The sequence below is a fragment of the Streptomyces coeruleorubidus genome (assembly GCF_008705135.1).
Taxonomy (GTDB): domain Bacteria; phylum Actinomycetota; class Actinomycetes; order Streptomycetales; family Streptomycetaceae; genus Streptomyces; species Streptomyces coeruleofuscus.
In genome coordinates this window covers 796,497-822,207 of sequence record NZ_CP023694.1, presented here as the reverse complement: position 1 = coordinate 822,207, position 25,711 = coordinate 796,497, and the positions used below count along the sequence as shown (strand labels likewise).

Annotated in this window: 23 protein-coding genes; 6 read left to right on the top strand and 17 right to left on the bottom strand. The window is 71.6% G+C overall.

Going from position 1 to position 25,711, the window contains the following annotated elements; genetic code table 11:
* Positions 1 to 12: 12 nt before the first annotated feature.
* The 6 genes from CP976_RS03800 to CP976_RS03775 form a co-directional block, all read right to left on the bottom strand.
* On the bottom strand, positions 13 to 1,167 hold the full coding sequence (locus CP976_RS03800) for a thiolase family protein (protein ID WP_150479010.1): 1,155 nt from the start codon (positions 1,165 to 1,167) through the stop codon (positions 13 to 15).
* Positions 1,164 to 1,607 (bottom strand): Zn-ribbon domain-containing OB-fold protein, encoded by a 444-nt coding sequence (locus CP976_RS03795; RefSeq protein ID WP_150479009.1) that lies wholly within the window; start codon positions 1,605 to 1,607, stop codon positions 1,164 to 1,166. Before CP976_RS03795 ends, CP976_RS03800 begins: the two co-directional genes overlap by 4 nt.
* Before the next feature lie 18 nt (positions 1,608 to 1,625).
* Positions 1,626 to 2,744, bottom strand: coding sequence for an acyl-CoA dehydrogenase family protein (locus tag CP976_RS03790; protein ID WP_150479008.1), 1,119 nt, complete (start codon positions 2,742 to 2,744; stop codon positions 1,626 to 1,628).
* Positions 2,741 to 5,335, bottom strand: coding sequence for a putative PEP-binding protein (locus CP976_RS03785; protein ID WP_150479007.1), 2,595 nt, complete (start codon positions 5,333 to 5,335; stop codon positions 2,741 to 2,743). The genes CP976_RS03790 and CP976_RS03785 overlap by 4 nt, the downstream gene beginning before the upstream one ends.
* The gene (locus CP976_RS03780; protein ID WP_229876262.1) at positions 5,332 to 5,964 is read right to left on the bottom strand and encodes a hypothetical protein; all 633 of its coding nucleotides are present in this window, start codon (positions 5,962 to 5,964) and stop codon (positions 5,332 to 5,334) included. The genes CP976_RS03785 and CP976_RS03780 overlap by 4 nt, the downstream gene beginning before the upstream one ends.
* A gap of 94 nt (positions 5,965 to 6,058) precedes the next feature.
* Complete coding sequence (locus CP976_RS03775) at positions 6,059 to 6,895, bottom strand: enoyl-CoA hydratase/isomerase family protein (RefSeq protein ID WP_150479006.1); 837 nt, start codon at positions 6,893 to 6,895, stop codon at positions 6,059 to 6,061.
* 137 nt (positions 6,896 to 7,032) lie between these two features.
* Here CP976_RS03775 and CP976_RS03770 point away from each other — a divergent pair, with 137 nt between their 5' ends.
* From CP976_RS03770 to CP976_RS03755, 4 genes are all read left to right on the top strand, one after another.
* The gene (locus CP976_RS03770; protein ID WP_150479005.1) at positions 7,033 to 8,250 is read left to right on the top strand and encodes an acyl-CoA dehydrogenase family protein; all 1,218 of its coding nucleotides are present in this window, start codon (positions 7,033 to 7,035) and stop codon (positions 8,248 to 8,250) included.
* A 95-nt stretch (positions 8,251 to 8,345) separates the two neighbouring features.
* Positions 8,346 to 8,804: an SRPBCC domain-containing protein gene (locus tag CP976_RS03765; RefSeq protein WP_150479004.1), complete on the top strand. Its 459-nt coding sequence runs from the start codon at positions 8,346 to 8,348 to the stop codon at positions 8,802 to 8,804.
* Positions 8,801 to 9,151 (top strand): ArsR/SmtB family transcription factor, encoded by a 351-nt coding sequence (locus CP976_RS03760; RefSeq protein WP_150479003.1) that lies wholly within the window; start codon positions 8,801 to 8,803, stop codon positions 9,149 to 9,151. The genes CP976_RS03765 and CP976_RS03760 overlap by 4 nt, the downstream gene beginning before the upstream one ends.
* A 167-nt stretch (positions 9,152 to 9,318) precedes the next feature.
* Positions 9,319 to 9,774 (top strand): SRPBCC family protein, encoded by a 456-nt coding sequence (locus CP976_RS03755; protein ID WP_167537269.1) that lies wholly within the window; start codon positions 9,319 to 9,321, stop codon positions 9,772 to 9,774.
* Here CP976_RS03755 and CP976_RS03750 read toward each other — a convergent pair whose 3' ends face one another.
* From CP976_RS03750 to CP976_RS03720, 7 genes are all read right to left on the bottom strand, one after another.
* Positions 9,775 to 10,155 carry a hypothetical protein gene (locus CP976_RS03750; protein ID WP_150479001.1) on the bottom strand — a complete coding sequence of 127 codons (381 nt, stop codon included), beginning with the start codon at positions 10,153 to 10,155 and terminating at the stop codon, positions 9,775 to 9,777. It lies immediately after the preceding gene.
* Between the two features lie 68 nt (positions 10,156 to 10,223).
* Positions 10,224 to 10,859, bottom strand: coding sequence for a hypothetical protein (locus CP976_RS03745; protein WP_150479000.1), 636 nt, complete (start codon positions 10,857 to 10,859; stop codon positions 10,224 to 10,226).
* 4 nt (positions 10,860 to 10,863) lie between these two features.
* Entirely contained in the window at positions 10,864 to 11,568 is a 705-nt protein-coding gene (locus CP976_RS03740; RefSeq protein WP_190147010.1) for a YqjF family protein, read from the bottom strand.
* Positions 11,569 to 11,668: 100 nt separating this feature from the next.
* On the bottom strand, positions 11,669 to 12,334 hold the full coding sequence (locus CP976_RS03735; RefSeq protein ID WP_150478998.1) for a response regulator: 666 nt from the start codon (positions 12,332 to 12,334) through the stop codon (positions 11,669 to 11,671).
* Positions 12,331 to 13,599, bottom strand: coding sequence for a sensor histidine kinase (locus tag CP976_RS03730; protein WP_150478997.1), 1,269 nt, complete (start codon positions 13,597 to 13,599; stop codon positions 12,331 to 12,333). The genes CP976_RS03735 and CP976_RS03730 overlap by 4 nt, the downstream gene beginning before the upstream one ends.
* 108 nt (positions 13,600 to 13,707) lie before the next feature.
* Positions 13,708 to 14,553 (bottom strand): ABC transporter permease, encoded by an 846-nt coding sequence (locus CP976_RS03725; protein WP_150478996.1) that lies wholly within the window; start codon positions 14,551 to 14,553, stop codon positions 13,708 to 13,710.
* Positions 14,550 to 15,488, bottom strand: coding sequence for an ATP-binding cassette domain-containing protein (locus CP976_RS03720; RefSeq protein ID WP_150478995.1), 939 nt, complete (start codon positions 15,486 to 15,488; stop codon positions 14,550 to 14,552). Before CP976_RS03720 ends, CP976_RS03725 begins: the two co-directional genes overlap by 4 nt.
* Positions 15,489 to 15,766: 278 nt before the next feature.
* On the opposite strand from CP976_RS03720, the gene CP976_RS03715 reads away from it, so the two are divergent.
* Complete coding sequence (locus CP976_RS03715) at positions 15,767 to 19,087, top strand: alpha-L-rhamnosidase (protein ID WP_208838928.1); 3,321 nt, start codon at positions 15,767 to 15,769, stop codon at positions 19,085 to 19,087.
* A 23-nt stretch (positions 19,088 to 19,110) separates the two neighbouring features.
* On the opposite strand, the gene CP976_RS03710 is transcribed toward CP976_RS03715, so the two are convergent.
* Positions 19,111 to 19,893 carry an alpha/beta fold hydrolase gene (locus CP976_RS03710; RefSeq protein ID WP_150478994.1) on the bottom strand — a complete coding sequence of 261 codons (783 nt, stop codon included), beginning with the start codon at positions 19,891 to 19,893 and terminating at the stop codon, positions 19,111 to 19,113.
* 138 nt (positions 19,894 to 20,031) lie between these two features.
* Between CP976_RS03710 and CP976_RS03705 the strand changes: the two genes are divergently transcribed.
* A complete protein-coding gene (locus tag CP976_RS03705; protein ID WP_150478993.1) occupies positions 20,032 to 20,727 on the top strand; it encodes a TetR/AcrR family transcriptional regulator in 696 nt (231 codons plus the stop codon).
* 120 nt (positions 20,728 to 20,847) lie between these two features.
* On the opposite strand, the gene CP976_RS03700 is transcribed toward CP976_RS03705, so the two are convergent.
* The 3 genes from CP976_RS03700 to CP976_RS03690 form a co-directional block, all read right to left on the bottom strand.
* Complete coding sequence (locus CP976_RS03700) at positions 20,848 to 21,459, bottom strand: TetR/AcrR family transcriptional regulator (protein ID WP_150478992.1); 612 nt, start codon at positions 21,457 to 21,459, stop codon at positions 20,848 to 20,850.
* Positions 21,460 to 21,526: 67 nt separating this feature from the next.
* Positions 21,527 to 24,187, bottom strand: a complete 2,661-nt coding sequence (locus CP976_RS03695) for a family 78 glycoside hydrolase catalytic domain (protein WP_150478991.1) — start codon at positions 24,185 to 24,187, stop codon at positions 21,527 to 21,529.
* 66 nt (positions 24,188 to 24,253) lie between these two features.
* Positions 24,254 to 25,636: an MFS transporter gene (locus tag CP976_RS03690; protein ID WP_150478990.1), complete on the bottom strand. Its 1,383-nt coding sequence runs from the start codon at positions 25,634 to 25,636 to the stop codon at positions 24,254 to 24,256.
* Positions 25,637 to 25,711 lie beyond the last annotated feature (75 nt).

Sequence of the window (25,711 nt, the reverse complement as noted above, 5' to 3'; positions counted from 1 at the left end):
TGTCCGCCCCTTTCACACCGTGAGGACCGAGCAGGCGCTGATACCGGGCGCCCCGTACACATGGGTGAAGCCCACCCGGGGCGCGCCGGGCACCTGCAGCCCCGGCGCCCGGCCCTGCAACTGCCGTACGACCTCGTGGAACTGACGCAAACCGGAGGCGCCGACGGGCTCCCCGCCGGCCAGACAGCCGCCGTCGGTGTTGACCGGTATCCGGCCCGCCGCATCGGTGTCCCCGGCGGCCAGCAGCGCCTCCTGCTCGCCGTGGCCGCACAGCCCGGTCTCCGCCAGGTGGATCAGCTCCGAGCCGCTGTCGGTGTCCTGCAACTGGGCCACCTGTACGTCCGCGGGACGCAGCCCCGCCGTGCGGAAGACCGCCTCCGCGGCGTCCACGCTGGGGCTGCGGTGCGGTCCCGGCGGCAGCCAGGGCGAGAACACCTCGAACGAACCGAACCGGCGGGTCCGGAAGGCCAGCGACGCGAGCCTGACCGGCCGTTCGCACAGGTCGAACGCGCGGTCGCCGAGCGCCAGCACCAGCGCGGCCGCGCCCTGTCCCGGCGAACAGAACATGTATTGGGTGAGCGGGGGACTGACCTCGGCGGAGTCCAGGATCTCCTGCTCCGTCAGCGGCTTGCGCCGCCACGCCAGGGGATGGTGCGTGCCGTTGCGGAAGGCCCGCGCCGCCACCATCGCCAGCGCCCGCTCCGAGATCCCGTGTTCGTACAGGTACCGCTGGGTCTTGAGGGCGAAGAACTGGGTGGTGAGCATCATGCCGGTCTCGGCGTACCAGTCGCCCAGGCCGTAGCGGGCCGCGGAGACGTGGAACGCGCCCCGCTCGTGCTTGTCGAACCCCACCGCCAGCCCCACGGAGGCCTCGCCCGCGCGCAGCGCGTTGGCCACCGTGAGCACGGTCGAGGCGCCGGTCGCGCAGCCGTTCTGCACGTTGACGAACGGCACTCCGGTCAGGCCCAGCCGGCCCACCAGGGTGTCGGGCTTGCCGGACACGTCGGAGCCGCCGGCCGCGTAGCCGATGTCCTCCCAGGCGACACCGGCGTCGGCCAGCGCCTCGCGTATCGCACGCTCGGCCATGTCCATTCCGGTGACGCTCTCGTCGCGGCCGAAGGGGTGCATACCGCAGCCCACGACATAGACGTCGTCGGTCCGCCTCATCGTCCGCCGTCCCCATCCGGTGCGAACGCGAAGGTCAGCACCTCGGTCCCGTCCTCGTCCTGGTACGCGGTCACGGTGGTGAGCCGGACCGGCAGACCGATCCGGATCTCCGCGCGGGGCACCGCCAGCCGCGCCTCGACCAGCACCTCACCGAGGTCCACATAGCCCACGTGGTAGGCCCGGTGGCCGCCCGACGGCGGCCGGTACGGCGGCTTCGGCGGGAACGCCTGGAGCGTCCACGACCACACCCGCCCGCTCACCGGCAGCACCCGCGCGGACATCACCCCGTCCGGACACCTGGGGCAGGAGTCCTGCCGGGGGAAGACGACGGTGCCGCACGCGGAGCAGCGGGCGCCCACGAGCCGCGGAGGATCCCCGGCGTCGGAGCCCCCGCCGAACTCCCCGTCGAACAGTGACTCGTCGATGAGTCTGGTGGCCATGCCGTCCCGCCTTCCACGTCACCAGCCCAGCAGCCCGGCCAGCCGTTCCCGATGGTGTGCGGCGCCGCCCAGCAGGACCGCGTCCGACTGGGCGCGCCGGAAGTACAGGTGCGCGTCGTGCTCCCAGGTGAAGCCCATCCCACCGTGGAACTGCACGCACTCGGCGGCGACGGCGACGAACGCCTCGCCGCACCACGCCTGCGCCACCGCCGCCGCCTCGGCCAGCGCCCCCGGTGAGCCGTCCGCCAGGACCGCGCGGACCACGGCCGACCGTGCGGCCTCGACCTGGAGCAGCATGTCGGCGCAGGCGTGCTTGACCGCCTGGAAGCCGCCGATCGCCCTGCCGAACTGGGTACGGTCGCGCACGTGGGCCACCGTCATGTCCAACGCGGCCTGTGCTCCGCCGAGTTGCTCGGCGGCCAGGGCGATCAGCGCCACGTCCAGGGCGCGGGAGACGATGTCCGTTCCCTCGCCGCCGGCGGTCAGCGCCCTGGCCCGGGCCCCGGAGAAGGTGACCACTGCCTGGCCCCGGCTGAGGTCCAGCGTGGGCACCCGGCGCACCGTGACCCCGGGCTCGCGCGGGTCGGCCAGGAAGAGGTCCACGCCGTCGGTCCCCGCCGCGGCCACCACCAGCGCCTCGGCGTCGGCGCCGTCGAGGACGAACGGCGCGGTGCCGTCCAGCAGCGGGACACCGCCCTGCCAGGAGACGGCCACCGGCACGGCGTCGGCCCGCCACCTCCCGTCGGGCGCGGCCACCGCCAGGGCATGCACGGTGCCCTCGGCCAGCTCGGCCAGCGCCTTGTCGGCCGTACCGCAGCCGGCCAGGACCTGCCCGGCCAGCACGGTGGAGGACAGCAGCGGTACCGGTGCCAGCGTCCTGCCCAGTTCCTCGCAGACGGCGGTGATCCCGGCGAGGCCGCCGATGCCTCCCGCCGACTCGGGCAGGCCGAGGGCCGCGAGGCCCACCTGCCGGCCCAGGGTGTCCCACAACTCGGCGTCGATGCCGGGGGCTTCCTCGGACATCCGGCGGACCGCGGCGGTGCCGCCGGCGTCGGCGCACACCGACCGCACGGTCTCGCGCAGATCGTCCAGCTCGGTGTCCGACAGGGCCGTGCCCTCGGTCGTGGTGCTCGTCATCGTGCGCTCCCGCCCTCGTCCTGCCGCTGCCGCAGGGCACTGTGCGCGGCGGCCATGCGGGCCACCGGTACGCGGTGCGCGGAACAGGAGACGTAGTCGAGGCCGACGTCGTCGCAGAAGGCGATCGACTCCGGGTCCCCGCCGTGCTCACCGCACACGCCGAGCTTGATGCCGGGCCGTACGCTCCGTGCCCGTTCGGCGGCCAGGGCGACGAGCGCCCCCACCCCGTGCGGGTCGAGCCGGGCAAACGGGCTGGCGGTCAGGAACCCGCGCTCCTGGTACGAGGCGAGCACCTGGCGCTCGACGTCGTCCCGGGAGAACCCGTAGGTGAGCTGAGTGAGGTCGTTGGTGCCGAAGGAGAAGAACTCGGCGTGCTCGGCGAGTTCACCGGCCAGCAGCGCGGCCCGCGGGGTCTCGATCATCGTGCCGAGCCGGTACGGGACCTCCACCCCGGTGCGGGTGGCGACCGCGTCGGCGGCACCGCGCACGTACGCGGCCGCGGCGGCGAGTTCCTCCGGCAGGCTGACGAGCGGGATCATCACCTCCAGCTCCGGCCGCACCCCGGTGGCGGCGACATCGGCCCAGGCCGTGAAGAGCGCCTCGGCCTGCGCCGGGTAGAGCCTCTCGTGCAGCAGTGCCAGCCGCACCCCGCGCAGCCCGAGCATCGGATTCGCCTCGCGCAGTGCGGCGGCCCGCTGCTCCTCGCCCGCGTCCAGGGCCTGCCCGGGGGCGGGCAGGAACTCGTGCAGCGGGGCGTCCAGCAGGCGCACGGTCACCGGGCGGTTCCCGACGGCGGCCAGCAGTGCGCGGAAGTCCTCGTGCTGCGCGTGCTCCAGCGCCACCAGCGCCTCGTCGCGGGCGGTCGGGTCGGCGGCCAGGAGCACCCGGCGGATCAGCGGCAGCCGCTCGCCGAGGAACTGGTGTTCCGTACGGCACAGTCCGACACCCTCCGCGCCCAGGGCGAGAGCCGTGTCCACTTCGGCGGCCGTGTCGGCGTTGACCCGCACGCCCAGCCGGCGCATGCCGTCCCCCCACTCCAGCAGGGTGGACAGCTCGGGCGGCGGTCCGGCGACGCTGACGCTCAGGGTCCCGGCGTAGACGGCGCCGGTACGGCCGTCCAGCGAGACCGGGTCGCCCTCGCGCACCACCCGCTCCCCGAAGCGGACCGTCCCGGCGGCCAGGTCCACCCGCAGCCCCTCGGCGCCGCACACCGCGGGTTTGCCGGCGCCCCGCGCGACCACGGCGGCGTGCGAGGCGATCCCGCCGCTGCCGGTCAGCACGGCAGCGGAGGCCAGCATCCCGGGAACGTCCGCCGGGGTCGTCTCAGCGGCCACGAGCACGACCCGCGTACCGTCCGCGGCCAGTTCGAGGGCACGTTCACTGGACAGCACGACCGCTCCGGTCGCCGCCCCCGGGGACGCGGGCAGCCCCCTCACCAGGAGGTCCTCCCCGCCGGTCAGCCGTAGCTGGGGGTGCAGCAGTTCCTGCACCTGCGCGGGGGTGATCCGCCGTACGGCGTCCTCGCGGCCGAGCGCCCCGTCCCGGGCCAGGTCCGCGGCCAGGCACACCGCCGCCCTGAGCGGCGGGCGGAGCTGCGCCGAGGCGGCGAGCAGGGAGATCTCGTCGTCGCGCACCTCGAAGTCGACCGACACCGGTGCCCGCAGATGACGCTCCAGGGTGAGCAGGGAGTGCTCCAGCAGCGCGGTCCCGCCCGCGAGCCGGTGCAGCGGTTCACCGGTGTGCGGCGGCGGGGCGCTGCGGCGCACGCCCCGGAAGAAGAAGCCCTGGGGGGAGAGCCGCCCGGTCTCGGGATCGCGGCTGACCGCCGTGCCGTAGCCCGAGTGGTCCGCCGGGCCGATGCGCAGCGCCTGCACGTGCAGGGCGAGCGTCAGATCGGCGGGGAGCCGCTGGGCCCGGCGGGACCTTCGCGCACGCGGCGAGTCCCACCGGGCGAGGAGGGCGCGGGCGGCCAGCGCGAGCTGCTGCGCCGGGTCGTCGGGGAAGGGCTGGGAGCCGTGCCGCGCCACCAGGGCCAGCAGTGCTTCCACTCGCGCTCGCGGCTCGGGCGTGTCCAGGAGGGCGTCGTCGAGCACCGCACCGGACACGTCGAGGGCGTACTCGGCGACCATCCGTACGGTGGCGGCCCACACCTCGTGCAGGGCCTCCGTGCGCCCGATGACGGCGCCCAGGTCGTCGGCGTTGCCCGAGGTCACGCCGAGACAGGCCAGGTCCGGCGGCAGCCCCGCGATCTCGGTCGGCGCGCTCGCGGACAGACGCAGCAGCAGCGGCCGGCCCGCGTCGCCGATCCGCCGCCCCGAGAGCTGTTCGACCAGATCGACGGCGGCCTCGGCGGTGCCGGGCTCCCCCAGCGACGTGGAGGCGCCCGCGGGCACGGTGAGCCCCGGCACGACCGGCAGCCCGAGGGCCACCAGCCGGTCCATCGCCGCGCCGTGCGCGCCCAGCTCGTCGGCGTCGAGGCCCCGGATCCGGCCCTGCCCGTAGGGCACCAGGACCCGGCCGGGGGCCTCGGAGGGCGCGAGAGGAGCGCCGGACTGTGCGAGCGGGCCCGCCGCGCGGTCGGCGACGCTCACCCCCGGCTCCTCGTGACCAGTTCCTCTTCCAAGGCCTCGTCCTCGGCCCGGCTGATCCCCAGCACGAGCAGCAGTTCCTGGTGCAGCCGCATCCACACGGTGTGGTACGAGTCGCACAGAGGTGAGGCCAGCCACGCCGTCGCGCCGTCGTCGAAACGGTCGAGGGCTTCCTCCAGGGCCGGGAGGTACCGGTCGCTGCCCGCGAGCACCCGCTCCAGCCTGCGCAGCACGGGCTGGATGGCCTCGTGCACGTCTTCCAGCGACTCGCGCACCCCGGCGTCGTAGGCGTCGTCGGAGTGGTCGTTCGCGGAGCCGTCGGGGCGGCACTGCCAGGCCGTGCACACGTCGCGGATCTTCCGGTTGACCGGCAGGAACGCCTCGTAAGCGGCGGTGATCCGCGCCTCCTGCTCGGAGCCGGCGGGGACCCGCAGCATCCGCGCGGCGGCGGCCTTGGCCCGCTCGGTAGGCAGCACCACCGGACCCTTCACCATCGCCAGCCCGGCGTCGACCAGCGGACGGTGCTCCGACTCCGGCCGGCCGCGCCACATGCCGCGCAGAACGAGGTCGACGACGGCTTCGCCGAGAGGCTCGTCGGGAGCGTCCGGAAGGCCCACGGCAGCAGATTGCATCGCCACACCTTTTCCCCGGCTCTGTGGTGACCGGTTCCTCGGATCTGTGTTGCCCGGAGGTTACGCCTCGGCGAGCCTGTTAGTGAAGAGGGACTCAAGAAACACTTTTGGATTCGCCCGCTTCGGTCCGGCCGTCGCCCGCCTTCGGGCGGTCCCGCGCGGCGAGGAACGACGCCATGCGGTCCCGCGCCTCGCGGCCGTCCGCCAGGGCGGCGATCAGCCGCGCCTCTTCGTCGAGGTGGCGGCCCAGTTCGTCGCCGGTGCCGGCGCGCAGCAGGCCCTTCGCGGCGCGCAGCGCGTCACCGGCGCCGGCGGCCAGGCCGGCCGCTGTCCGGTGTGCCGCGTCGTCCAGTTCCTCGTCGTCCACGGAGTGCGAGACCAGGCCCCATCGTTCGGCGTCGTCGCCGGTCAGGACCCGGTTGGTGAGGATCAGGTCCGCCGCCCTGCGAGGGCCCACCAGGCGGGGCAGGAACCAGGAGGCCCCGCAGTCCGGCGTCAGCCCGATCGCCGTGTACGCCAGCCGGAACCGCGCGGACCGGGCCGCCAGGACGATGTCGCCCACCAGCGCCAGGCCGATCCCGCCACCCGCGGCCGCGCCGCGCACGGCGGTCACCAGCGGCACGGGCAGCTCGTAGAGGGCCTGTACCGCCGCGTGCGCGGCGCTCGCCACGGCATGGACGTAGGCGCCGGTCCCGGTGCCGCGACCGGCGAAGGCGCGCAGGTCACCGCCCACGCAGAAGCTGCCGCCCGCCGCCCGCAGCAGCACGGCGCCGCCCGGGTCCGCGGCCACCTCGCGCGCGGTGTCCCGCAAGGCCTCGGCCGTCCTCAGATCCAGGGCGTTGCCCCGCCCCGGGTCGTCGAGTCTCAGCTCGACGACCCGGTCGGGGTGGCGGACGATCCGGACCGGCTCGGTGCTCACGGCAAGGTCCATGGGTGCTTCTCCTGTCGTAGCTTCCCGTCGCCGGGTGCTTCCCGTCCCCGGTGCTTCCAGGCAAGATACTTAAGAAGCTATACAGTTTCTAGACGCGACGGGACCCGATGCCCGTACGCCCGTCGGCGGGAGGTCCCGTGCCCATCCAGTTCGATGTAGACCCAACAGTCACTCAACTCGCCTCAAAGGCCGCCGAGTTCGTGCGCGAGGTGGTCATTCCTGTCGAGCGTGAGTGCGGCGGCTCCGTGCACGACGCCCCCGAGGCCCTGCGGGAGACACTGCAAAAGGCCGCCCGTGACGCGGGGGTCTTCGCTCCGCACGTGCCGGCGCGCTGGGGCGGACACGGGCTCGACCTGCGCGGGCAGGCGGTGGTGTTCGAAGCGGCGGGCTACTCCCTGCTCGGACCTCTGGCGCTGAACTGCGCCGCCCCGGACGAGGGCAACATGCACCTGCTGGACAAGGTGGCCACCGAAGAGCAGAAGCAGCGGTACCTGCGCCCGCTCGCCGCGGGGGAATCGCGGTCCTGCTTCGCCATGACCGAACCGGCTCCCGGGGCGGGTGCCGATCCCCGCTCCCTGCGGACCACCGCGACCCGGGTCCCCGGCGGCTGGCGCATCGACGGGCGCAAGTGGTTCATCACCGGTGCCGAGGGAGCCGGCTTCGCCATCGTCATGGCCCGCACCTCCGGCAGTCCCGGCGACCCGGGCGGCGCCACCATGTTCCTGGTCGACGCCGAAAATCCCGGCATGCGCCTCGTCCGGACCATCGAGACCCTCGACGAGTCGCTCTTCGCCGGGCACAGCGAGATCGCCTTCGAGGAGTGCGTGGTGGGGGAGGACCAGGTGCTCGGAGCGGTGGACCACGGCTTCGAGGGTGCCCAGGTCAGGCTCGGCCCCGCCCGGATGACGCACTGCATGCGCTGGCTGGGAGCCGCCCGCCGCGCCCAGGACGTCGCCCTGGAGCGGGCCGGGAGCCGGATGGCGTTCGGCTCGGTGCTGGGAGACCTCGGCATGGTCCAGCAGATGCTGGCCGACTCCGAGATCGACATCGAGGCGAGCCGCGCCCTGATCCTGCGCACCGCCTGGGAACTGGACACCGGCTCCGCGGCCGCCTCGCAGCTCACCTCGGTGTCCAAGACCTTCGTGGCGGAGGCGGTGAACCGAGTGGTCGACCGCGCGGTGCAGATCTGTGGAGCGCTGGGCATCTCGGCCGCCGACGCCCCGCTGGCCCGTCTGTTCAGGGAGGTGCGGCCGTTCCGCATCTACGACGGCCCGTCGGAGACGCATCGTTTCGCCATAGCGCGCCGCGCGCTGCGTCCCTACCGGCAGCCGCGCACGGGTGTCGCCGACGGCTGATGACGACGGCAACCCAATGCGCAACCAAACGTTGCGCATAAACGCCTGCTGCCGTACTCTGATACGCAACTAAAGGTTGCGAAAGGGTTCGGGCAATGGAGTACGGCAGCATCGAGCGCGAGATCCACGTCGACGCACCACCGGAGGTGGTCTTCGAGGTCGTCAGCTGGCCGGAGCACATGCGGGAGTGGTGGCCGGACGACGCCCGCTTCAAGTCCGTCGCGGGAGCGCCTGGTGAGCTCTTCTGGCGGGACGAGACGACCGGCGACACGATGACCGTCGCGCTCACCGTCGTCGAGGTCGACCCGCCGTCGCGGTTCTCGTTCAGGTGGTGCTACACCGACGCCGAACGTCGCGGGGACTCGTTGCTGGTCACCTTCGACCTGGTGCCGACGGAGCAGGGGACCCGGGTGCTGATGACCGAGACCGGGTTCCGCGAGATGGGCTGGGAGATCGCCGTTCTCGAGGAGCAGTACCGCGATCACGTGAGCGGCTGGGACCACTACATCCCCCGGCTGGGCGCGTACATCGCGCGACTGGTGTCGACTCCATGAGCACGCCGGTCGACGACGAACTGTGGTCGGCGATCGGTGACCCCACCCGGCGCACGCTGATCGACCTGCTCCTCGCGTCCGGAGCCGGAACGGCCACCTCGCTCAGCGCCGGCCTGCCCCTCACCCGGCAGGCCGTGTCCAAACACCTCGCCGTCCTCGACCGGGTCGGGCTGGTTCGTGCCGAGCCGGCCGGCCGCGAGCGGCGCTACCGGGTCGACGAGGCACAACTCGCCCGCGCGGCCGCGCAACTGGCCGCGGTCGGCACGTCCTGGGACGCCCGGCTGCGCCGGATCAAGCACATCGCGGAGACGATCGAACGCAGCCGCGACCACACCGAAGGAGAATGAAGATGCCCGACATCCTGCATCGCGTCGGCGCCCTAGGGCGTGTCCGTAAAGTCCCGTCGTCCGCCCGGAGGGCGGGCCTTGCGGCGTTCGGTGCGTGCTCTCGGCGTGCCGGGCGGACGCCCGCGTACTGGTTGTACGCGGGTGTTCGACCGGTGCGGCGAGAGTGCGTGCCGGGCGTCGCGAGGCAGGCGGGACTTTGCGGACACGCCCTAGCGCCGCTGGACGACGTCTACCGGGCCATCGCCACGCCCGAGGGCATCGCCGGCTGGTGGACGACCGACACCACCGGCAAGAGCGAGGTCGGCGGTCAGCTGGCGTTCCGCTTCGGCGACGTCGGCGGCTTCGACATGGAGATCCTGGAGCTCGACCCCGTCGGCCGGGTGCGGTGGCGCGTCACCGACGGCCCCGCGGAGTGGATCGGGACCGAGATCGACTGGAGCCTCAGCCGGCGCGACGGCTACACGATCGTCCTGTTCAAGCACGAGGGCTGGCGTGAGCCGGTCGAGTTCATGCACCACTGCAGCACGAAGTGGGCGACCTTCCTGATGAGCCTCAAGGACTTCGCGGAGACGGGACGCGGCAGGCCGGCCCCCGACGACGTCCGGATCAGCGACTGGCACTGATCAGCGACTGGCACTGGGGGCGGAACGCAGCCAGGCGGCGATCCATCCCGTCTGCATCGCGGCGTCCAGGAGGTACGTCGGCCGGATCCGCCCCTTGGGCACGTAGATCAGGTCGATGGCGAGCAGGGTGGTGGCCGTGCCGAGACCGATGCGACGGGCCTGGACCGGCCCCTGCGGTCCCGGAGCCGCAGCGAGCTGTGCGACGCCGGCCGAGACCAGCATGCCGCCCGTCGTCATCTGGAGCCAGACGTCGGCCTTGGGCCCGAAGACCCACTCGAAGCTGCGCAGATGCACCAGCGGCCACAGCCCGCCCACGACGTTGAACAGGCCGTGCGCCACCGCGACCGTGTCCGCCCGGTCCGGCACTCTCGTTCTGCCCATACCGGCGTCCTTTCCGCTCTCTTCGCGGTTCGGCCGGGTACCCGGCCGAACCGGTGAGGAAACGAAGGTCACCGGCCCAGCTCCACCGTCGTCGTGACCCGGGTGAGGGTGGGTTTCCGGGGCACCGAACCGAACCCGAAGCGCACGGGCGGTTCGACCGGTGCCATGACACCGAGATCGAGGCCCTCGAAGACCGCGGACATCCCGCCGACCGGCCGCATGTCCCGTACGCCGTACCACTCACGGCGTCGCGCGCCCGTACGGCCGCGGGTCCGTACCTGCGTCGGCAGCAGGTGGGCGGGCCCGTTCGTCAGGGCGGCCCATGCCGGGCGGGCGGCGAGTACGCCGGGCACGGCCCGCAGGAGAACGCCCAGCGGCCGTCGTCGCGCGACAGTGAAGTGCAACTCCAACGGCCCGGCGTCGACCGTCCAGGTGTCGTCCGCGACGCTCACCTCGACCGGCACGACACGCACCGTGTCGAAGCCATAGGTGTCACCGACGAAGTCCGCCGTCCGGTGCGAGGGGGCGAGCAGCAGCCGTTCCCCGTCGGCCCGCTCGATCATCACGTCGCTGAACGGCCCGAACGGCGACCGCTGCCAGTGCCCCAGCACGACGCGCGTCCCGGAGGAGGTGCCCACACCCGCGATCCAGCCGTCGAAGCGCAGCCGCGGGTGCCTTCCGCGGGTGCCGCGCGTGCGGCTCACGGCGCTACCCACCTGACAGACCTGGCGTCGGGACGCGCGGCCTCGACGCCCCGAGCCGCACGTGCCGCACCCCCTCCGAGAAGTGCACCAGGGGCTCGGCGGCGGGCGCGGGCAGGCCTGCCGCGCTGGTCAGCGTCTCCTCGAGCACGTCGACGGCGGCGTGGGCCAGCGGCCAGGGTTCGTGTTCGACCGGCGTCTCCCAGAGCATGCCGAGCCGACGGGTGTACGCCCGCCAGCGCGAGGTCAGCCACACGTCCCGCTCGGTGGGCGTGATCGGGTCACCGGGCCGGACCACCAGGCGGTAGGAGGCCTCGCCGACCCACCTGGACCCGGCGTACGCAACGGCGTCCCCGTTCAGGGAGACGCTCAGCCTGCCCGGGTTGTACGGCGCGCCCACGGCCCTGGCCGCCAGCATCAGCGGGCAGGCCACCTCGATGGACAGGAACCACAGCCCGTCCGCGCCGTCCCGGTGCCGGACGAAGGTCCGCAGGTTGGTCTCCGCGAACGTCGGGAGCCCGGGCACCTGGGCGGGCACCGCGGGAGGGCGCACATCCGCCATCACGAAGGGGGTGAGCCCCACCCAGGCCGACCCCTCGTACTCGTCCACCACCAGTTCCTCGGGCAGCAGCGCCTGGACCGCGTCCGGCGGAAAGGCCCAATGGACGAACGTCTGCCTCAGCCAGCCTGCCCGTAGCGCGGGAACGCGCACGCGCCGCTCCGCTCCATACGCGACCACACACGGCGAGTCCCCCGGCACGGTCGGCGGAAAACGCCCGGCCGGTCTTCAACGACTACTTCCGTGGGGCCGGTCAAGCGCCGGGTTGGGCGAAGCCGGTCTGGTAGGCGATCACGACGAGCTGGGCGCGGTCGCGGACGCCGAGCTTGGTCATGGTGCGGTTCACGTGGGTCTTGGCGGTCCAGGGCGAGACGTGCAGTTGTTCGGCGATGGCGTCGTTGGAGAGGCCGGCGGCGACGAGGACGAGCACTTGGCGCTCGCGTTCGGTCAGGCTCGTCAGCTCTGGGGCGGGAGCGTTCGTCAGGTCGGGTGTGGTCAGGTACTGGGCGATGAGTGCCTTGGTCGCCCTGGGCGACAGCAGCGACTCTCCTCGGGCCACCAGCCGGATCGCCTCGAGGAGGTCGGAGAGTTCCACGCCCTTTCCGAGGAACCCGCTGGCCCCGGCACGCAGCGCCTGGAAGACGTACTCGTCCGCTTCGAACGTCGTCAGGATCAGCACCCGTACGCCCGCGAGGTCTTCGTCCGCCGAGATGGCGCGCGTGGCGGCCAGGCCGTCCATGTCGGGCATCCGGATGTCCATCAGCACGACATCGGCACGGGTACTGCGGGCCAGTCCGACAGCCTCGCCGCCCGTTGCCGCCTCTCCTACGACCTCCAGGTCCGGTTCCGAATCGATGAGCATGCGGAAGCTGGCGCGGACGAGGGCCTGGTCGTCGGCGAGCAGAACACGAATGGTCATCCCTGCCTCCCGTCAGCGGCGGTCGGGTACAGGATTGTGCCGGACCCGTCCGACGCGTCAGTGCCGGCCGGTGGTGCGGCTTCGGGCAGCGGCAGACGCACGTCGAGGCGGAACCGACCGTCGGGTTCCGCTCCGGCACGGAAGCTGCCGCCGACCGCGTGGGCGCGCTCGCGCATGCCCGTCAGCCCGTGTCCGGTGCCCGCCGCGGCCGGGACCGGGGACGGGCGGGTGTGCAGGAGGTTGGTGATCCGGACGCGCAGTGCGTCGGGCCCGTAGCCGACGAGCAGGTCGGCCTCGGCGGTGGCACCGTGCTTGTGCGCGTTGGTCAGCCCCTCCTGGATGACGCGGTAGGCGGCCAGGTCGACGGCGGTCGGCAGGGGGCGCGGCCGGCCGGTCTGCCGGTGGCGGACGCTCAGCCCCGCGGCGGTCAGCGATTCGAGGAGCCCTCCGAGCCGGGCCAGGCCGGGCACGGGTTCGGCCGGCTGCGTCTCGTCCGGCTCGTCACCGGACTGCCGTAGTACGTGCAGCAGCGAACCCAGTTCGTCCAGCACCGTGCGGCCGCCGTCGCGGATGTGGCCGAGCGCCACGTCGGCCTGGTCCGGCCGGTCACGCAGGAAGTGCCCGGCGACACCCGCCTGAATGGTGATCAGGGCGATGTGATGAGCGATCACGTCGTGCAGTTCCCGGGCGATCCGCAGCCGCTCCTCGGCGACGCGACGACGGGCCTCCGCTTCCTTGCTCGCCTCCGCCCGCAGCACTCGCTCCTCCACTGCAGCGACGTAGTCGCGCCAGGTGCGCACGGTACCTCCGACAGCGGCGAACATCCCGGTCCAGGCGAACACCGCGCCGGCCTCCGGGGTGTAGGCAGAACCCATCGCATACGTGATGACGGCGTACAGCACGAGGGCCGTGCCCGCTGTGACGATCAGCGCTGTCCGCCGGGGGACCGTACGTGCCACGGTGTAGATGACGAGCAACACGGTGATCTTGAGAGCCCGCGACGGCTGTGACGCGAGGACGGTGAACGCCACCTCGCCGAGCACGGTCAGCGCCAGGACGGGCAGCGGTGCCCGGCGGCGCGCCAGCAGCAGCAGGAACGCGGCCACGGCGGCGACGGCGTCGGCGCCCGACGCCCGGTCGCCGTCGGGCCAGCGTCCGAACAGCAGGGGCACCATGCCCGCACCGCCCACGAGAGTGGCGAGGGCGGCATCCAGCAGGCGCGGGTGGGCGCTGGTCACCCGTCGCAGCGACGCCGGTCCGATCACGGCTTCACCGTTCCTCCGTACGGATCCTCGCTACGCAGGGACGCGGCCGCCCGCCTCCACGCCCGAAGGCGTACGAGGGGGTCGGCGGCGTGCCCGCGGCAGCCGGGCTCACGCGTCGCGCCGCTTGAGCAGGATAGCCGCGCCGGCCAGGAGCACGACGAGGTACACGGCGAACACCGCCAGCCCGGACCCCGACGACAGCGAGTCACCGCTCGTTTGCACGGACATGAACGCGTTCGCCGCGTTCGACGGCAGGTACGGGCCGATGGCGTCGTTCCAGCTGCTCGGCAGGAGCTGGATCACACCCGGCAGCACGAACAGCGCGCCCACCACGGTGGTGATCGCCCCGGCCGTGTTGCGCAGCAGGACGCCGACCGCCAGCCCGATCAGCCCTGCACCGGTGAGGTAGACCGCCGCGCCGGTCAGAGCGCGGAACACGCCCGGATCGGAGAGCGCGGCGGTGGCCATGTCACGCGAGGACAGGACGGACTGACCGGCCAGGAACGCCCCCAGGGCCGCGACGAACATGAGCACGAAACTGACCACGGCGAAGACGAGCACCTTGCCCCACAGCACCGGCAGGCGTGACGGGACCGCGGCCAACGTGGCGCGGATGGACCCGGTGGCGTATTCGCCGGCACTCATCAGGACCCCGAGCACCGCGACGGCCAGCGAGGCGAGCATCACCCCGCCCAGGCTGATCGAGGTCGGGTCACTGAAATCGTCCTCCCCGGGGCCCTGCCCCGAGCCGACCAGGCTGCTGAACAGCAGTCCGAGGCCGATGACCAGGGCCACGGTGATCGTCAGCGTGTAGAGCGTCGAGCGCAGCGACCGCAGCTTGATCCATTCCATGGTGACCACCCGCGGGAAGGTGACCCGCAGACCGCCCGTGTGCCGACCGGCGGACCCGGTCGTCTTCTGTGTGTCCTGGGTGTCAAGGGCGGCAGTGCTCATCGGTTCGTCCCTCCGGTGGTGGCGAACTCGGAGGTGGCGGCGTGGTATTCGACGGCATCACGGGTCAGCTCCATGAACGCCTCCTCCAGCGACGCCTCCTGGACGAACAGCTCGTGCAGCACCAGCCCGGCGGCAGCGGCGCGTTCACCGATCTCGGCGGCCTCCAGTCCCTGGACGTCCAGGACACCGGGCCGGCTGCCGGTGACCGAGACGCCGTCACCCACCAGCAGGTCCCGCAGGGCCCCGGCCTGCGGCGACTGCACCCGTACGCTGCGGCTGGAGGACTGCGCGACGAAGTCGGCGAGCGGGCCCGCCGACAGCAGCCGGCCTCGCCCGATCACGATGAGGTCCTCGGCGATCAGTGCCATCTCGCTCATCAGATGGGAGGAGACGAAGACGGTCCGCCCCTGGTCCGCGAGGTCCTTCAACAGGTTGCGGATCCACAGCACGCCTTCGGGATCGAGTCCGTTGACCGGCTCGTCCAGCATGACGATCCGCGGGTCGCCGAGCAGTGCGGAGGCGATGCCCAGCCGCTGCCCCATGCCCAGCGAGAACCCACCCGCCCGCTTGCGGGACACCTCCGTCAGGCCGACCATGTCGATCACTTCCAGCACCCGCCGCCTGCCGATGCCGTTGCTCGCCGCGAGGGCCAGCAGGTGGTGATACGCCGAGCGTCCCGGGTGGATCGCCTTCGCCTCCAGCAGTGCCCCGATCGTCTCCAAGGGCGCCTCGTGCTGCTCGTACGGGCGGCCGTTGACACGTACCGTCCCGGCCGACGGCCGGTCCAGCCCCATGATCATCCGCATCGTCGTCGACTTGCCCGCGCCGTTGGGCCCGAGGAAGCCCGTCACCACACCAGGACGCACGGCGAAGCTGAGCGCGTCCACCGCGAGCTTGTCCCCGTACCGCTTACTGAGGTCGTTCACTTCGATCACGATCCACCTCCGGGTTGTTCAAGGCCTCAAGGCTCCTGCAAGGCGGTCGGTTCTCGCGTCGCCCCACGGCGGTCACCGCGCGTACCACGACCGGAGTACGCCGCTGCCGACGGCAACGACCCTGGGGGGACGCCCGTCGTCGACCGCCGTGGTCGAACAGGGCTGAACGCCGCCCGGGATGTGCCGATCCACCCGCCCCTACCTCTTGACGTGTCCGGCGTCACATCAGTACCGTCCCGGCAACCTGCATGTTTGAAACGATTCAAAACGGAGTTGCCATGGGCGAAAAGCGCTCGGTCCTGCACGTGCTCCTCAGAGGCTTCGTAGTGCTCGCCGTAGTCGGAAGCGTGGCGATCCTGCCGACGCCCATGTCCTCCGCCGCGTCAGTGTCCGACGCTCCGTTCACCGTGAAGGCCCTGACCGCCAACGGCCGGGTCAACCCGCTGGGCATCGGTGATGAGGACCCGGTCTTCGGCTGGCAGTCGGCGTCGGCCCGGCGGGCGACGTCGCAGAAGGCCTACGAGATCCAGGTCGGACGCAGGCCGGGGTCCGCCGATGTGTGGTCGTCCGGCAAGGTGGTGTCCGGCCGTCAGGTCGGCGTGAGGTACGAAGGTCCCGGCCTGGAGGCGGGCACACGGTACTTCTGGCGCGTCCGGGCCTGGGACGGCAAGGGAGCCGCCAGTCCGTGGAGCGCGACCGCGTACCTCGAGACCGGCCTGCTGAACTCCGGCGACTGGGACGGCGCCCAGTGGATCACTCGCCCCGCGGCTCCCAGCGACCTGGACAAGTGGACCGACTACACCGCCACGGTCGACTTCAAGCTCGACAGTGCCGCCTTCGGTATGTTCCTGCGTGCCTCGGACGCGAGCAACGGCTACATGTGGCAGTTCAACGTCACGGGCCCCACCCCGATGCTGCGACTGCACAAGCAGGTCAAGGGCACCTACACCGTGGTCCAGCAGGTGGATCTCGCGCCCTACGGCTTCACCAACGCCGGTCTCCTCGACGGCCGGCACACCGTCCGCTACGACGTGGCGGGCACCACCATCAGGACGACCCTCGACGGCAAGCCGGTCAGCACCCTCACCGACTCCACGTTCACCAAGGGCTACATAGGCTTCCGCACACACGCCTGTTGCGGCGAACGGGGAACGGTCTACGACGCCGTCGTGACCGGCGCCGACGGCAGCACACTCCTCGACACCGACTTCGCCTCCGGCCGGAACCCGTTCACCGGCGGTGACATCACCGACTCCGCCCTCGTCGTCTCCGGCACCACGGACGCCCTCTACGGACCCACGGCCCGCCCGCAGCCGCTGCTGCGCAAGGACTTCGCGACCGAGCCCGGCAAGAAGGTCGCCTCCGCGCGCGTCTACGCGTCGGCACTCGGCCTCTACGAACTGGAAATCAACGGCAAGCGGGTCGGCGACCAGGTCCTCGCCCCGGGCTGGACGAACTACCACAAGCGCATCCAGTCCCAGACCTACGACGTGACGAAGCTGCTCGACGGCGGCGACAACGTACTCGGCGCGTCGTTGGCGGAGGGCTGGTGGGCCGGCAAGGTCGGGCTCGGCTGGAGCCGGCAGTACGGGGACACCCCCGCCCTGGTGGCGAAGATGCGCATCACCTACACCGACGGCTCCGTCCAGTGGATCGCCACGGACGGTTCATGGAAGTCGGCCGACGGCCCCTATGCCAAGGCCGATTTGCAGGACGGCGAGACCTACGACGCCCGGCTGGAGCCGTCGGGCTGGAGCCGGCCCGGGTTCGACGACGCGAAGTGGGAGCCCGCCGCGAGCCTTACGTCCCGCACCGCCCTGCTGGTCCCGCAGAGCGACGAGCCCGTGCGCCGGACCCAGGTGCTCCAGGCCAAGAAGATGACCGAACCCACCGCCGGGATTTACGTCTACGACCTCGGTCAGAACATGGTCGGCGTGTCCCGGCTGAACCTGACCGGTTCCGCCGGCCAGACCGTCAAGATCCGCTACGCGGAGGTGCTCAACAAGAACGGCACCCTCTACACCGACAACTTCCGCAGTGCCAAGGTCACCGACCGCTACACCTTCGCCGAGACAGGAACTGTCACCTACGAACCCACCTTCACCCAGCACGGCTTCCGCTACATCGAGATCACCGGGGTGACCGAGCCTCCCGCCCTCTCCGACGTCAAGGGCGTCGTATGGGGATCCGACCTCCCGGCCACCGGCACGCTCAAGACCTCGGACGGCATGCTCAACCGGCTGGTGAGCAACATCTCCTGGAGCCAGCGGGGCAACTTCCTCTCCATCCCCACCGACACTCCGGCCCGTGACGAACGCCTGGGCTGGACGGGAGACATCAGCCTGTTCGCGCCGACGGCCAACTACCTCGTCGACACCCGCGCGTTCCTGTCCCACTGGATGGCGGACGTGCGCAACTCCCAGTACGCCAACGGTGATCTGCCCGCGGTCGTACCGACCCCTCAGGGCCAGTTCGGCGAGAGCGGTGTGGGCTGGTCCGACGTGATGATCACCGTGCCGTACTCCGTGTGGCGCTCCTACGGCGACACCCGCATCCTGCGGGAGAACTACCCCGCCATGCAGAAGTTCTTCCAGTTCGTGCGCGACAGCGCCGGACCGGACCTGCTCGAGCCCGGCCGCACCACCTTCTTCACCAACGACTGGCTGCACCTGGACGACCCCACCGAGCAGGGCATCCTGGGCACGGCCTACTACGCAGAGAACGCCCGCATGATGGCCGAGGTCGCCGAGGCCCTGGGCGACGAAACGGCGGCGTCCGACTACGGCAAGCTCTCCGCCGACATCCGCGACGCCTTCACCGAGGCCTACGTCGCATCCGACGGCACGGTGAAGCGCGACTCGCAGACCGGATACGCGCTGGCCCTCGGCATGGATCTGATCTCGGATCCGGCACTCGTCGAGAAGGCCGGGAGCAAGTTCGTGGCCAAGCTGGCGCTCACCGACCACCACCTGCGGACCGGCTTCATCGGCACACCGCTGCTGCTGCCCGCGCTGAGCAAGATCGGCCGGGACGACCTGGCCTACAAGATGCTGCTGCACAAGGACTACCCGTCCTGGGGCTACGAGGTCGTCAGCGGTGCCACCACCATGTGGGAGCGCTGGAACTCGATCATGCCCGACGGCAGCTTCGGCCCGGTCGACATGAACTCCTTCAACCACTACGCCTACGGCGCCGTGGGCGACTGGATGTTCCAGAACATCGGCGGCCTCTCGGCGATCGAGCCCGGCTACAAGCGCTCACGCATCGCGCCGGCACCCGGAGGGAACCTGACGGAGGGCTCCGGAAGCCTCGAGACCGTCTACGGCCGCCTCTCGTCGCAGTGGAGCACGGACAACGGCGCTGTCGATCTGAAGGTGACGGTGCCGGTCAACACCGTCGCTGAAGTCCACGTGCCCACGCGGACCCGTTCGGCGGTCACCGAGGGCGGCCGGCCGGCCGATGCCGCCAAGGGTGTCCGGTTCCTCCGGATGGAGGACGGGGCCGCCGTGTTCGAGGTCGGGTCCGGGTCCTACAGCTTCGGCGTCGGCCCCGTCCTCGGCGGCCCCGGCGAGACCGGGAGAACTGCAGTGACCCGGTAGGGCACGGTCCTGCGGCTCATCGCCTACCGGCGGCCGAGGAATTCGGTGATGAGCTCCAGCCATTCCGTGGGCCGCTCGACGAACGGGAGGTGCCCTGTGGGCAGTTCGGCGATCCGAGCGCCGGGGACGGCGGCGGCCAGCTCGTGTTGCAAGGTGGCGGGCACGAGGGAATCGGCGGTGGTGACGACGACGAGGGTCGGGACGGTGATCGCGGCGAGGTCGTCACGTACATCGACCCGGCGGACCAGGTCGACCTGGGCGCCGGTGCCCGGCGGCATGGCGAGGGCCGTCTGCTCGGCGGCGGCGCGGGCCTGGGCTGGGCTGAGGGAGTTCAGGGCGGGGGCACTGAGGACCAGTTGGGTCAGGTACCGGGCGAGCAACCGGGACTGCCCGGAGGTGAAGAGCTGGTGCCAGACGTCGGCGACCAGCTCCGTGCGGGTGTCCAGGCGGGCGAACGTGGCGCTCAGTACGAGCGAGGTGACCCGTTCCGGGTGGCGGGCGGCGATGCGGATGGCGACCGGGCCACCGAGGGAGTACCCGGAGACGGCGAACGTGTCGAGCCCTTCGGCATCCGCAGCCGCGACCAACTGGTCCGCCAGCTCGTCGAGTTCCAGGGTGCCCTGCGCGGTGGGGGTGTCGCCGGAGCCCGGGTAGTCGACCCCGACCACGGTGTGCCGGGCGGCGATCCCGTCGATGATCGGGCCGTAGTTGGCCTCGATGCTGCCGCCGGCGCCGTGGGCGAGGAGGAGGCCGGGGCCCGAGCCGTGGACGGTGCGGGCGTAGGGGGCGGGGACGGTGGTGGTCATGGCTGGATCCTTGATGCGCGGAAGGTGGGCATGGGTGCTCGATCGCGCCAGCTTTAGCGATCGCTAAAGCTGGCGTGTGGTGTGACTGTAGCAGTGCTGCTTTATCGTTCGCTAAAGATGGCGGGTTAGACTGCCCAGGTGACGGAGAGCGGGGAGAAGGAACGGCAGGGCCGCAGGCGGCGCGGCACGGGCGCGAGCGGAGAAGGCGGCGACTCGCCCACCGCCCCGCCGGGCAGGCCCGCTGCGACGCGGACCCGTCGCGCCTTCGACCGGGACGAAGCCCTGGCCGCGGCGCTCAGGGAGTTCTGGACCTACGGGTACGAGTCCACCTCCATCGCCTCGCTCACCAAGGCGATGGGGATCAATCCGCCCAGCCTGTACGCGGCGTTCGGTGACAAACGGCAGTTGTTCGGCGAGGCGGTGCGCCTGTACCAGCGCACCACCGCCACAGCCCCCTCGACCGAGGGTCAGGACGCGCGCTCGTCGATCGAGGCCATGCTGCGGCACTTCGCGGCCGACTACACCGACCCCCGGCATCCCCCGGGCTGCCCGATCATCTCGGCCGCTGCGAACTGCGGACCGGGTTCGCAGGATGTGAAGGCGGAACTCCGCGGCATGCGGGAGGCCTCGAAGGCGGCCATCGCCGCCCGCATCCGCCAAGACGTCGATGCGGGGCGCCTGCCTGGAGACACGGACACGGAAGGCCTTGCGGCCTTCTACGCGGCCGTCATCCAGGGCATGAGCCAGCAGGCGTGCGACGGTGCCTCGCGGGAGGTGCTGGAGAAGGTGGCGGAGTCGGCGATACGGGCCTGGCCCACGACCGGCCAGGGCTAGTCGGCCGGTCCTCGCGGCTCGGTACGACAGGAGGCCCAACCCCTGACACGTACCGCACGCCGGTCAGGTCAGGTCACCGGAAGCCTTCACGGCCGACGCGCGGTGCCGGTGACCCTTCGCCTACCCCTCGTCTCCGTCGTCCCGGTCGAGAAGCAGGCGGACGAAGTCGTTGAGCGGTCCGATGATGTCGAGGTCCTGGTCCAGGACCCACTGCAACTGGAGGCCGTTGAGCACGGCATGGAAGAGAGCCGCAGCGCTCTGGGGGCTGACTCCCTCGCGCAGCCGGCCGCGGGCCGCCTGGTCGAGGAAGCCCTCGGCGAACTGCGTGCGCCCGCGTTCGTAGCGCTCGACGAAATAGGCGTGGGCGGGATGATCCGTGCGTGAGGCCGCGGCGGCGAGCTCGATCCACAGACGCATGAGCTCAGGGGCCTTCTGGTGGTGACGGATGAGCTCACCGAGGTAGGGCGCGAGCTGGTCGAGGCTGTCGACCTGTGCCGCGCCGTGCTGCCACTCCTCGGAATCCCGCTCGGCGAGCACTGCCGCAAGGATCTCGTCCTTGTTGCGGAAGTGGTGGAGGAGCCCGGCATGGGTGATGCCCGCCCGCTCCGCGATGTCCCGCAGGGAGGCCTTGGCGTAGCCGTTCTCGGCGAAACTGTCACGGGCCGCCCGTACGATCTCCGCTCGGCGGGCCGGTGTCTTGGCGTACGGCCCGCGCGCTGTTGCCTGACCCACGGTGCGCTCACTCTCCCCGGCGAAGCCGGTCCCGACAAGTCGTGCGCAGTGATTGACCTTTCAAAAATTACCATACGGTCGGAATTTGCTTCGTCCGCCTGAAGACACCTGTCGTAGTGACCTCGGTGGTGCCGTCGGGGAAGACGACGCGTGCGGAGGTGCCGGGAGGCACGTCGACCGTGAGGGTCAGCTCGTCGCCGGCCGTCCGCCACTCGACGGTGATCGTGCCCTGCGGGGACTCGTGCGTGCCCCGGGCCCACGACAGCGACGGGTGGGGGACGGGCGCGACCTCGATGGACTCCCAGGCGACCGACCCCACTGCCTGGCGCAGTCCCAGCGTGTGGGTGTGCAGGAAACGGATCACGGCACCCTTGCTGTAGTGGTTCAGGGAGTCGTGGGCGTCACCGTTGTCGTCGATGCCCTCCCAGTCCTCCCAGATGGTCGTCGCGCCGCGGTCGAGCATGTACAGCCAGGACGGTGCGGTGCGCCGCAGGAGAAGCTCGTAGGCGGTGTCGCTGTGGCCGGTGTCGCAGAGCACGGGAAGCAGGTCGCCGGTGGCGAGGAAGCCGGTGCCGAGGTGGGTGTCGGCGGCGCGGATCAGTTCGACGAGGCGGGCGGCGGCGGCCGGGCGCAGCTCCTCGGGGACGAGCCCGAGGGAGAGTGCCCGTACGTAGGCGGCCTGGGTGTCGCCGGTGGTGCGTCCGTCGGGGGTGAGGAACTCGGTGCGCCAGGCGTCCCGGACGAGCTCGGCGGTCTCGGTGTAGCGGGCCGCGTCCTCGGTGCGGCCCAGCACCCTTGCGACATCGGCGAGGGTCGACGTCGAGCGGTACAGGAACGCCGTGCCGACCTCGCCCTTGTCGGCCATGAACCATGCGATCGGGTTGGTCTTGATCGGGTCGATGGGGGTGCCGTCGGCCGTCTTCTCCTTCGGCTCGGTCCACTCGCCCCAGTGGAAGGAGCCGTCCCAGATGAACCGCTCGTGGGGGAGCGGCTGGGCCGAGCGTTCGATCCGGGACTGGTGGCGGGCGGTGCGGGCCGTCCGCAGGGCCCACTCGACCCAGCGGACCATCGCCTCCCAGTTCTCGGCGAGGACTTCCTGGTCGCCGTAGGACCGGTACAGCTCCCAGGGGACGGCGACGATCGCGTCGCCCCAGCCTGCCGAGCCGGTCATCATGGCGAACTGGTCGTCGAGGTGGTGCTTGATGCGGCGGCCGTCGGGCGAGAAGTTGGCGATCCGGCCGTCGGACAGCTGGTCGTCGCGGACCGAGCGGAGCCATTTGCGGCTGAAGCCGAGGACGTCGTACAGGCGCGTGGCGGTCGGCGCGAAGACCTGGTAGTCGCCGGTCCAGGCGAGCCGTTCGCGGGTCGGGCAGTCCGTGGGCACGTCGACGGCGTTGCCGCGGAAGCTCCAGTCGGCGATCTCGTGCAGGCGGTTGAGGTCGTCGTCGCTGCACGCGAAGGTGCCGGTGCGGCGCAGGTCGGTGTGGACGACGCGCATCCTGACGCTCTCCGGGTCGAGCGGGGCGCCGTCGCGGCGGATGCGCGCGTACCGGAAGCCGTGCACGGTGTGGCGTGGCTCGAACGTCTCACCCCGGCCCGCCGAGACGGCCTCGTCGCGCTGCACGAAGAGGATCGGGTCCTCGCCGGGGCGCGTGGAGTCCAGGTGGGTGGTCGTCAGGTCACCGTCGGCGCCGATGTGTTCGCCGTAGTCGATGACGGTGCGGGTTCCGGCCGGGCCCAGATCGTCCAGAGCGATCCAGCCGGAGGCGTTCTGGCCGAAGTCGGCGGTCCAGAGGCCGTCCCGCAGTTGCCTGACCGTCTCGGCCGGGCGCGTTTCGACGACGCGCACGGGTGGCGCAGGCGACCAGTCGATCGCGGGTGCCTCGACCTGATCGACGAGGACCGGCTGCTCGGCGCCCGGCCCGGCGCGGAAGTCGGTGGTCTGCCCGGCCATGAGGTCGGCCCGGGTGATGGCCGACCGGGTGCTCGTCCAGGTCCCGTCGCTGCGCTCGACCTGGCGTGAGCCGTCCTCGTACACGACGTGCAGTTCGGCGCGTGCGCCGAGCACCGTCCCCCAGCCGGCCGGCAGACGGAACGCGCCGACCTGGCCCCGGTACCAGCCGTCGGAGAGGACGATCTCGACACGATTGCCGCCCGCCTTGACCGCGGACGTGACGTCGGACGCCTGGGCGTAGAGCGTGCGGTCGTACGAGGTGGATCCGGGGGACAGTTCGGCGGTACCGGCGCGCTCACCGTTCACGTACGCCTCGTAGACGCCGAGCGCCGTCGCGTACAGCCGGGCCGAGCGCACCCCGGCCCGTGCCTCGAACCGGGTCGTCAGGGTGTGAGCCGGGCGCTTGCCGTAGCCGGGATCGCCGGATTCGGCCGGCGATATCCAGTGCGCCCGCCAGTCCTCGTCGAGGAGGCCGACCTCGAACGCGTTCCACTCCGACCACGGTGACGGCCCTCCCGCGCCGTCGGCCCGGACGCGCCAGGCGACCTGCCGGCCACTGCGCAGAGCCGCCCACGGCCAGGGGAGGAACCGGTGCCGGCCGGGCGCGACCCGTACCGCGGGCCGCGCCTCGCCGTCGACGGTGCATTCCAGCTCGTGCTCCGTCGGGCGTTCCGCGTCCGACGCCGGCTTCCACGACAGCCGGGGTGCGGGGCCCGACACGGTGAACTGGTCGCCTCCGCTGTCGATGCGCAGGTCATACGGTGCGTTGTTCATGCTCTGCCTTCTCGGAACTCGTCGGACTCTGCTGTTCTCTTTGCGGTCGGCTGCCGACCTGCCCTGCTACCGGACGGACTTGACCTTGAACTTGATGATCAGTCCGCCGAGGAGCGCGAGCACCGCGCCGCTCAGGTAGAGCAGCGTGTAGTTCTTCTCCTCTCCGCTCGCGACACCGACGGTGATGACGAGCGGTGCGATGAGCGGGGCGAGGGCGCTGGGGATCTTCTGCGCGAAGGCGACCACCGCGAGATAGCGGCCGGCCTGGGCCCGGTCCGGGAGGACGGCGAACACGATCGCCTGGTCGACGGCGCTGAACATCGCGATGGCGACCTGCATCAGCACCGCTCCGACGACGAGCTGGGGCAGCGAACGGGCGAACGCCTCGGCGACGGCCCCGGCGACGAAGATCGCGGAGCCGATCACGGTGAACAGCTTGCGCCGGCCGAGCTTGTCGGAGAGGAAGCCGCCCCCGATGGCGCCGCCGGTCGCCGCGAGCACCCCGAGGATCCCGATCGTCGCCACGACGCCGGCGACCTCCTTGACGGGCATGTCGAGCCGCTGGGCGTAGAAGAAGGTCCCGAAGGTGGTGTTGAAGTACAGGCCCATGAAGAAGACGAAGCGGCCGAGCCAGTTCCAGCCGAAGTCGGGGTACTTCCGCGGATTGAACCCGTAGCTGGCGACCAGGCCCTTCAGGCTCACCTCGCTGGTGTGGACGAGTGCGCGGGAGTCGCCTTCGGGCTTGAGCACCGGGAACAGCAGCAGCATCACCGCTCCGATGACACCCGGGACCAGGAACACCAGAAGCGTGCTGGAGGCCACCGTGTACGCGATGCCGATGCCGATCACCGGCGCGATATGGGTCATGACACTGGTCACCGCCGAGACGCGTCCGCGCTGCTCCTCGGGTACGCGGTCGGCCTGGACGTTCTGGATGGCCTGCCCGACCGTGGACCAGCCGACCATGCCCACGACCCACGTCAGGCCCACCAGGAAGACGGTCGGGGCGACGGCGATCCCCAGGAGCCCGGCCAGGCCGATGACCGTGCCGGCGAACATGAACGGTGTCCTGCGGCCCAGGCGGGAGCGCATCCGGTCGCTCCAGAAGCCGATCAGCGGGCTGAGGACCAGATAGACGAACTGGGCGGATCCGGTGACGTATCCGAGCAGTTCCTCGCGTCCGGGGGCGAGGTCGTCGATCCGCACGGCCAGCGAGTAGGAGAGCGGAACCATCAGGGCCAGGGAGGCCCCGAAGCTGGCGATCATGATCCAGGCGAGGTAACTGCCGCTGACCCTCTCCAGCGGCGGGGCCTCGATCTCGGGGGCGGGGGTCTCGGCCGGTTCCTCCCCGAAGACCTCGGCCCCCCGGGTCGGCTCCGCACCGTCACCCTTCGCCTGCTCGGTCGGCGGGGGCCCGGCCACACCGATGTCACGGTCGTTCTGAGGCATGAGGACTCCTTCGTCTCATGAATGCCAGGTGGCGCGGCGGTTGGCGGAGGACGGCATGCGCGGTCGTGGAGGGAG

Bases quoted from the DNA above. Each gene is read 5' to 3' on its own strand.
- CP976_RS03800 (WP_150479010.1), bottom strand. From the start codon at position 1,167: ATGAGGCGGACCGACGACGTCTATGTCGTGGGCTGCGGTATGCACCCC.
- CP976_RS03795 (WP_150479009.1), bottom strand. From the start codon at position 1,607: ATGGCCACCAGACTCATCGACGAGTCACTGTTCGACGGGGAGTTCGGC.
- CP976_RS03790 (WP_150479008.1), bottom strand. From the start codon at position 2,744: ATGACGAGCACCACGACCGAGGGCACGGCCCTGTCGGACACCGAGCTG.
- CP976_RS03780 (WP_229876262.1), bottom strand. From the start codon at position 5,964: ATGCAATCTGCTGCCGTGGGCCTTCCGGACGCTCCCGACGAGCCTCTC.
- CP976_RS03775 (WP_150479006.1), bottom strand. From the start codon at position 6,895: ATGGACCTTGCCGTGAGCACCGAGCCGGTCCGGATCGTCCGCCACCCC.
- CP976_RS03765 (WP_150479004.1), top strand. From the start codon at position 8,346: ATGGAGTACGGCAGCATCGAGCGCGAGATCCACGTCGACGCACCACCG.
- CP976_RS03760 (WP_150479003.1), top strand. From the start codon at position 8,801: ATGAGCACGCCGGTCGACGACGAACTGTGGTCGGCGATCGGTGACCCC.
- CP976_RS03750 (WP_150479001.1), bottom strand. From the start codon at position 10,155: ATGGGCAGAACGAGAGTGCCGGACCGGGCGGACACGGTCGCGGTGGCG.
- CP976_RS03735 (WP_150478998.1), bottom strand. From the start codon at position 12,334: ATGACCATTCGTGTTCTGCTCGCCGACGACCAGGCCCTCGTCCGCGCC.
- CP976_RS03725 (WP_150478996.1), bottom strand. From the start codon at position 14,553: ATGAGCACTGCCGCCCTTGACACCCAGGACACACAGAAGACGACCGGG.
- CP976_RS03715 (WP_208838928.1), top strand. From the start codon at position 15,767: ATGGGCGAAAAGCGCTCGGTCCTGCACGTGCTCCTCAGAGGCTTCGTA.
- CP976_RS03710 (WP_150478994.1), bottom strand. From the start codon at position 19,893: ATGACCACCACCGTCCCCGCCCCCTACGCCCGCACCGTCCACGGCTCG.
- CP976_RS03695 (WP_150478991.1), bottom strand. From the start codon at position 24,187: ATGAACAACGCACCGTATGACCTGCGCATCGACAGCGGAGGCGACCAG.
- CP976_RS03690 (WP_150478990.1), bottom strand. From the start codon at position 25,636: ATGCCTCAGAACGACCGTGACATCGGTGTGGCCGGGCCCCCGCCGACC.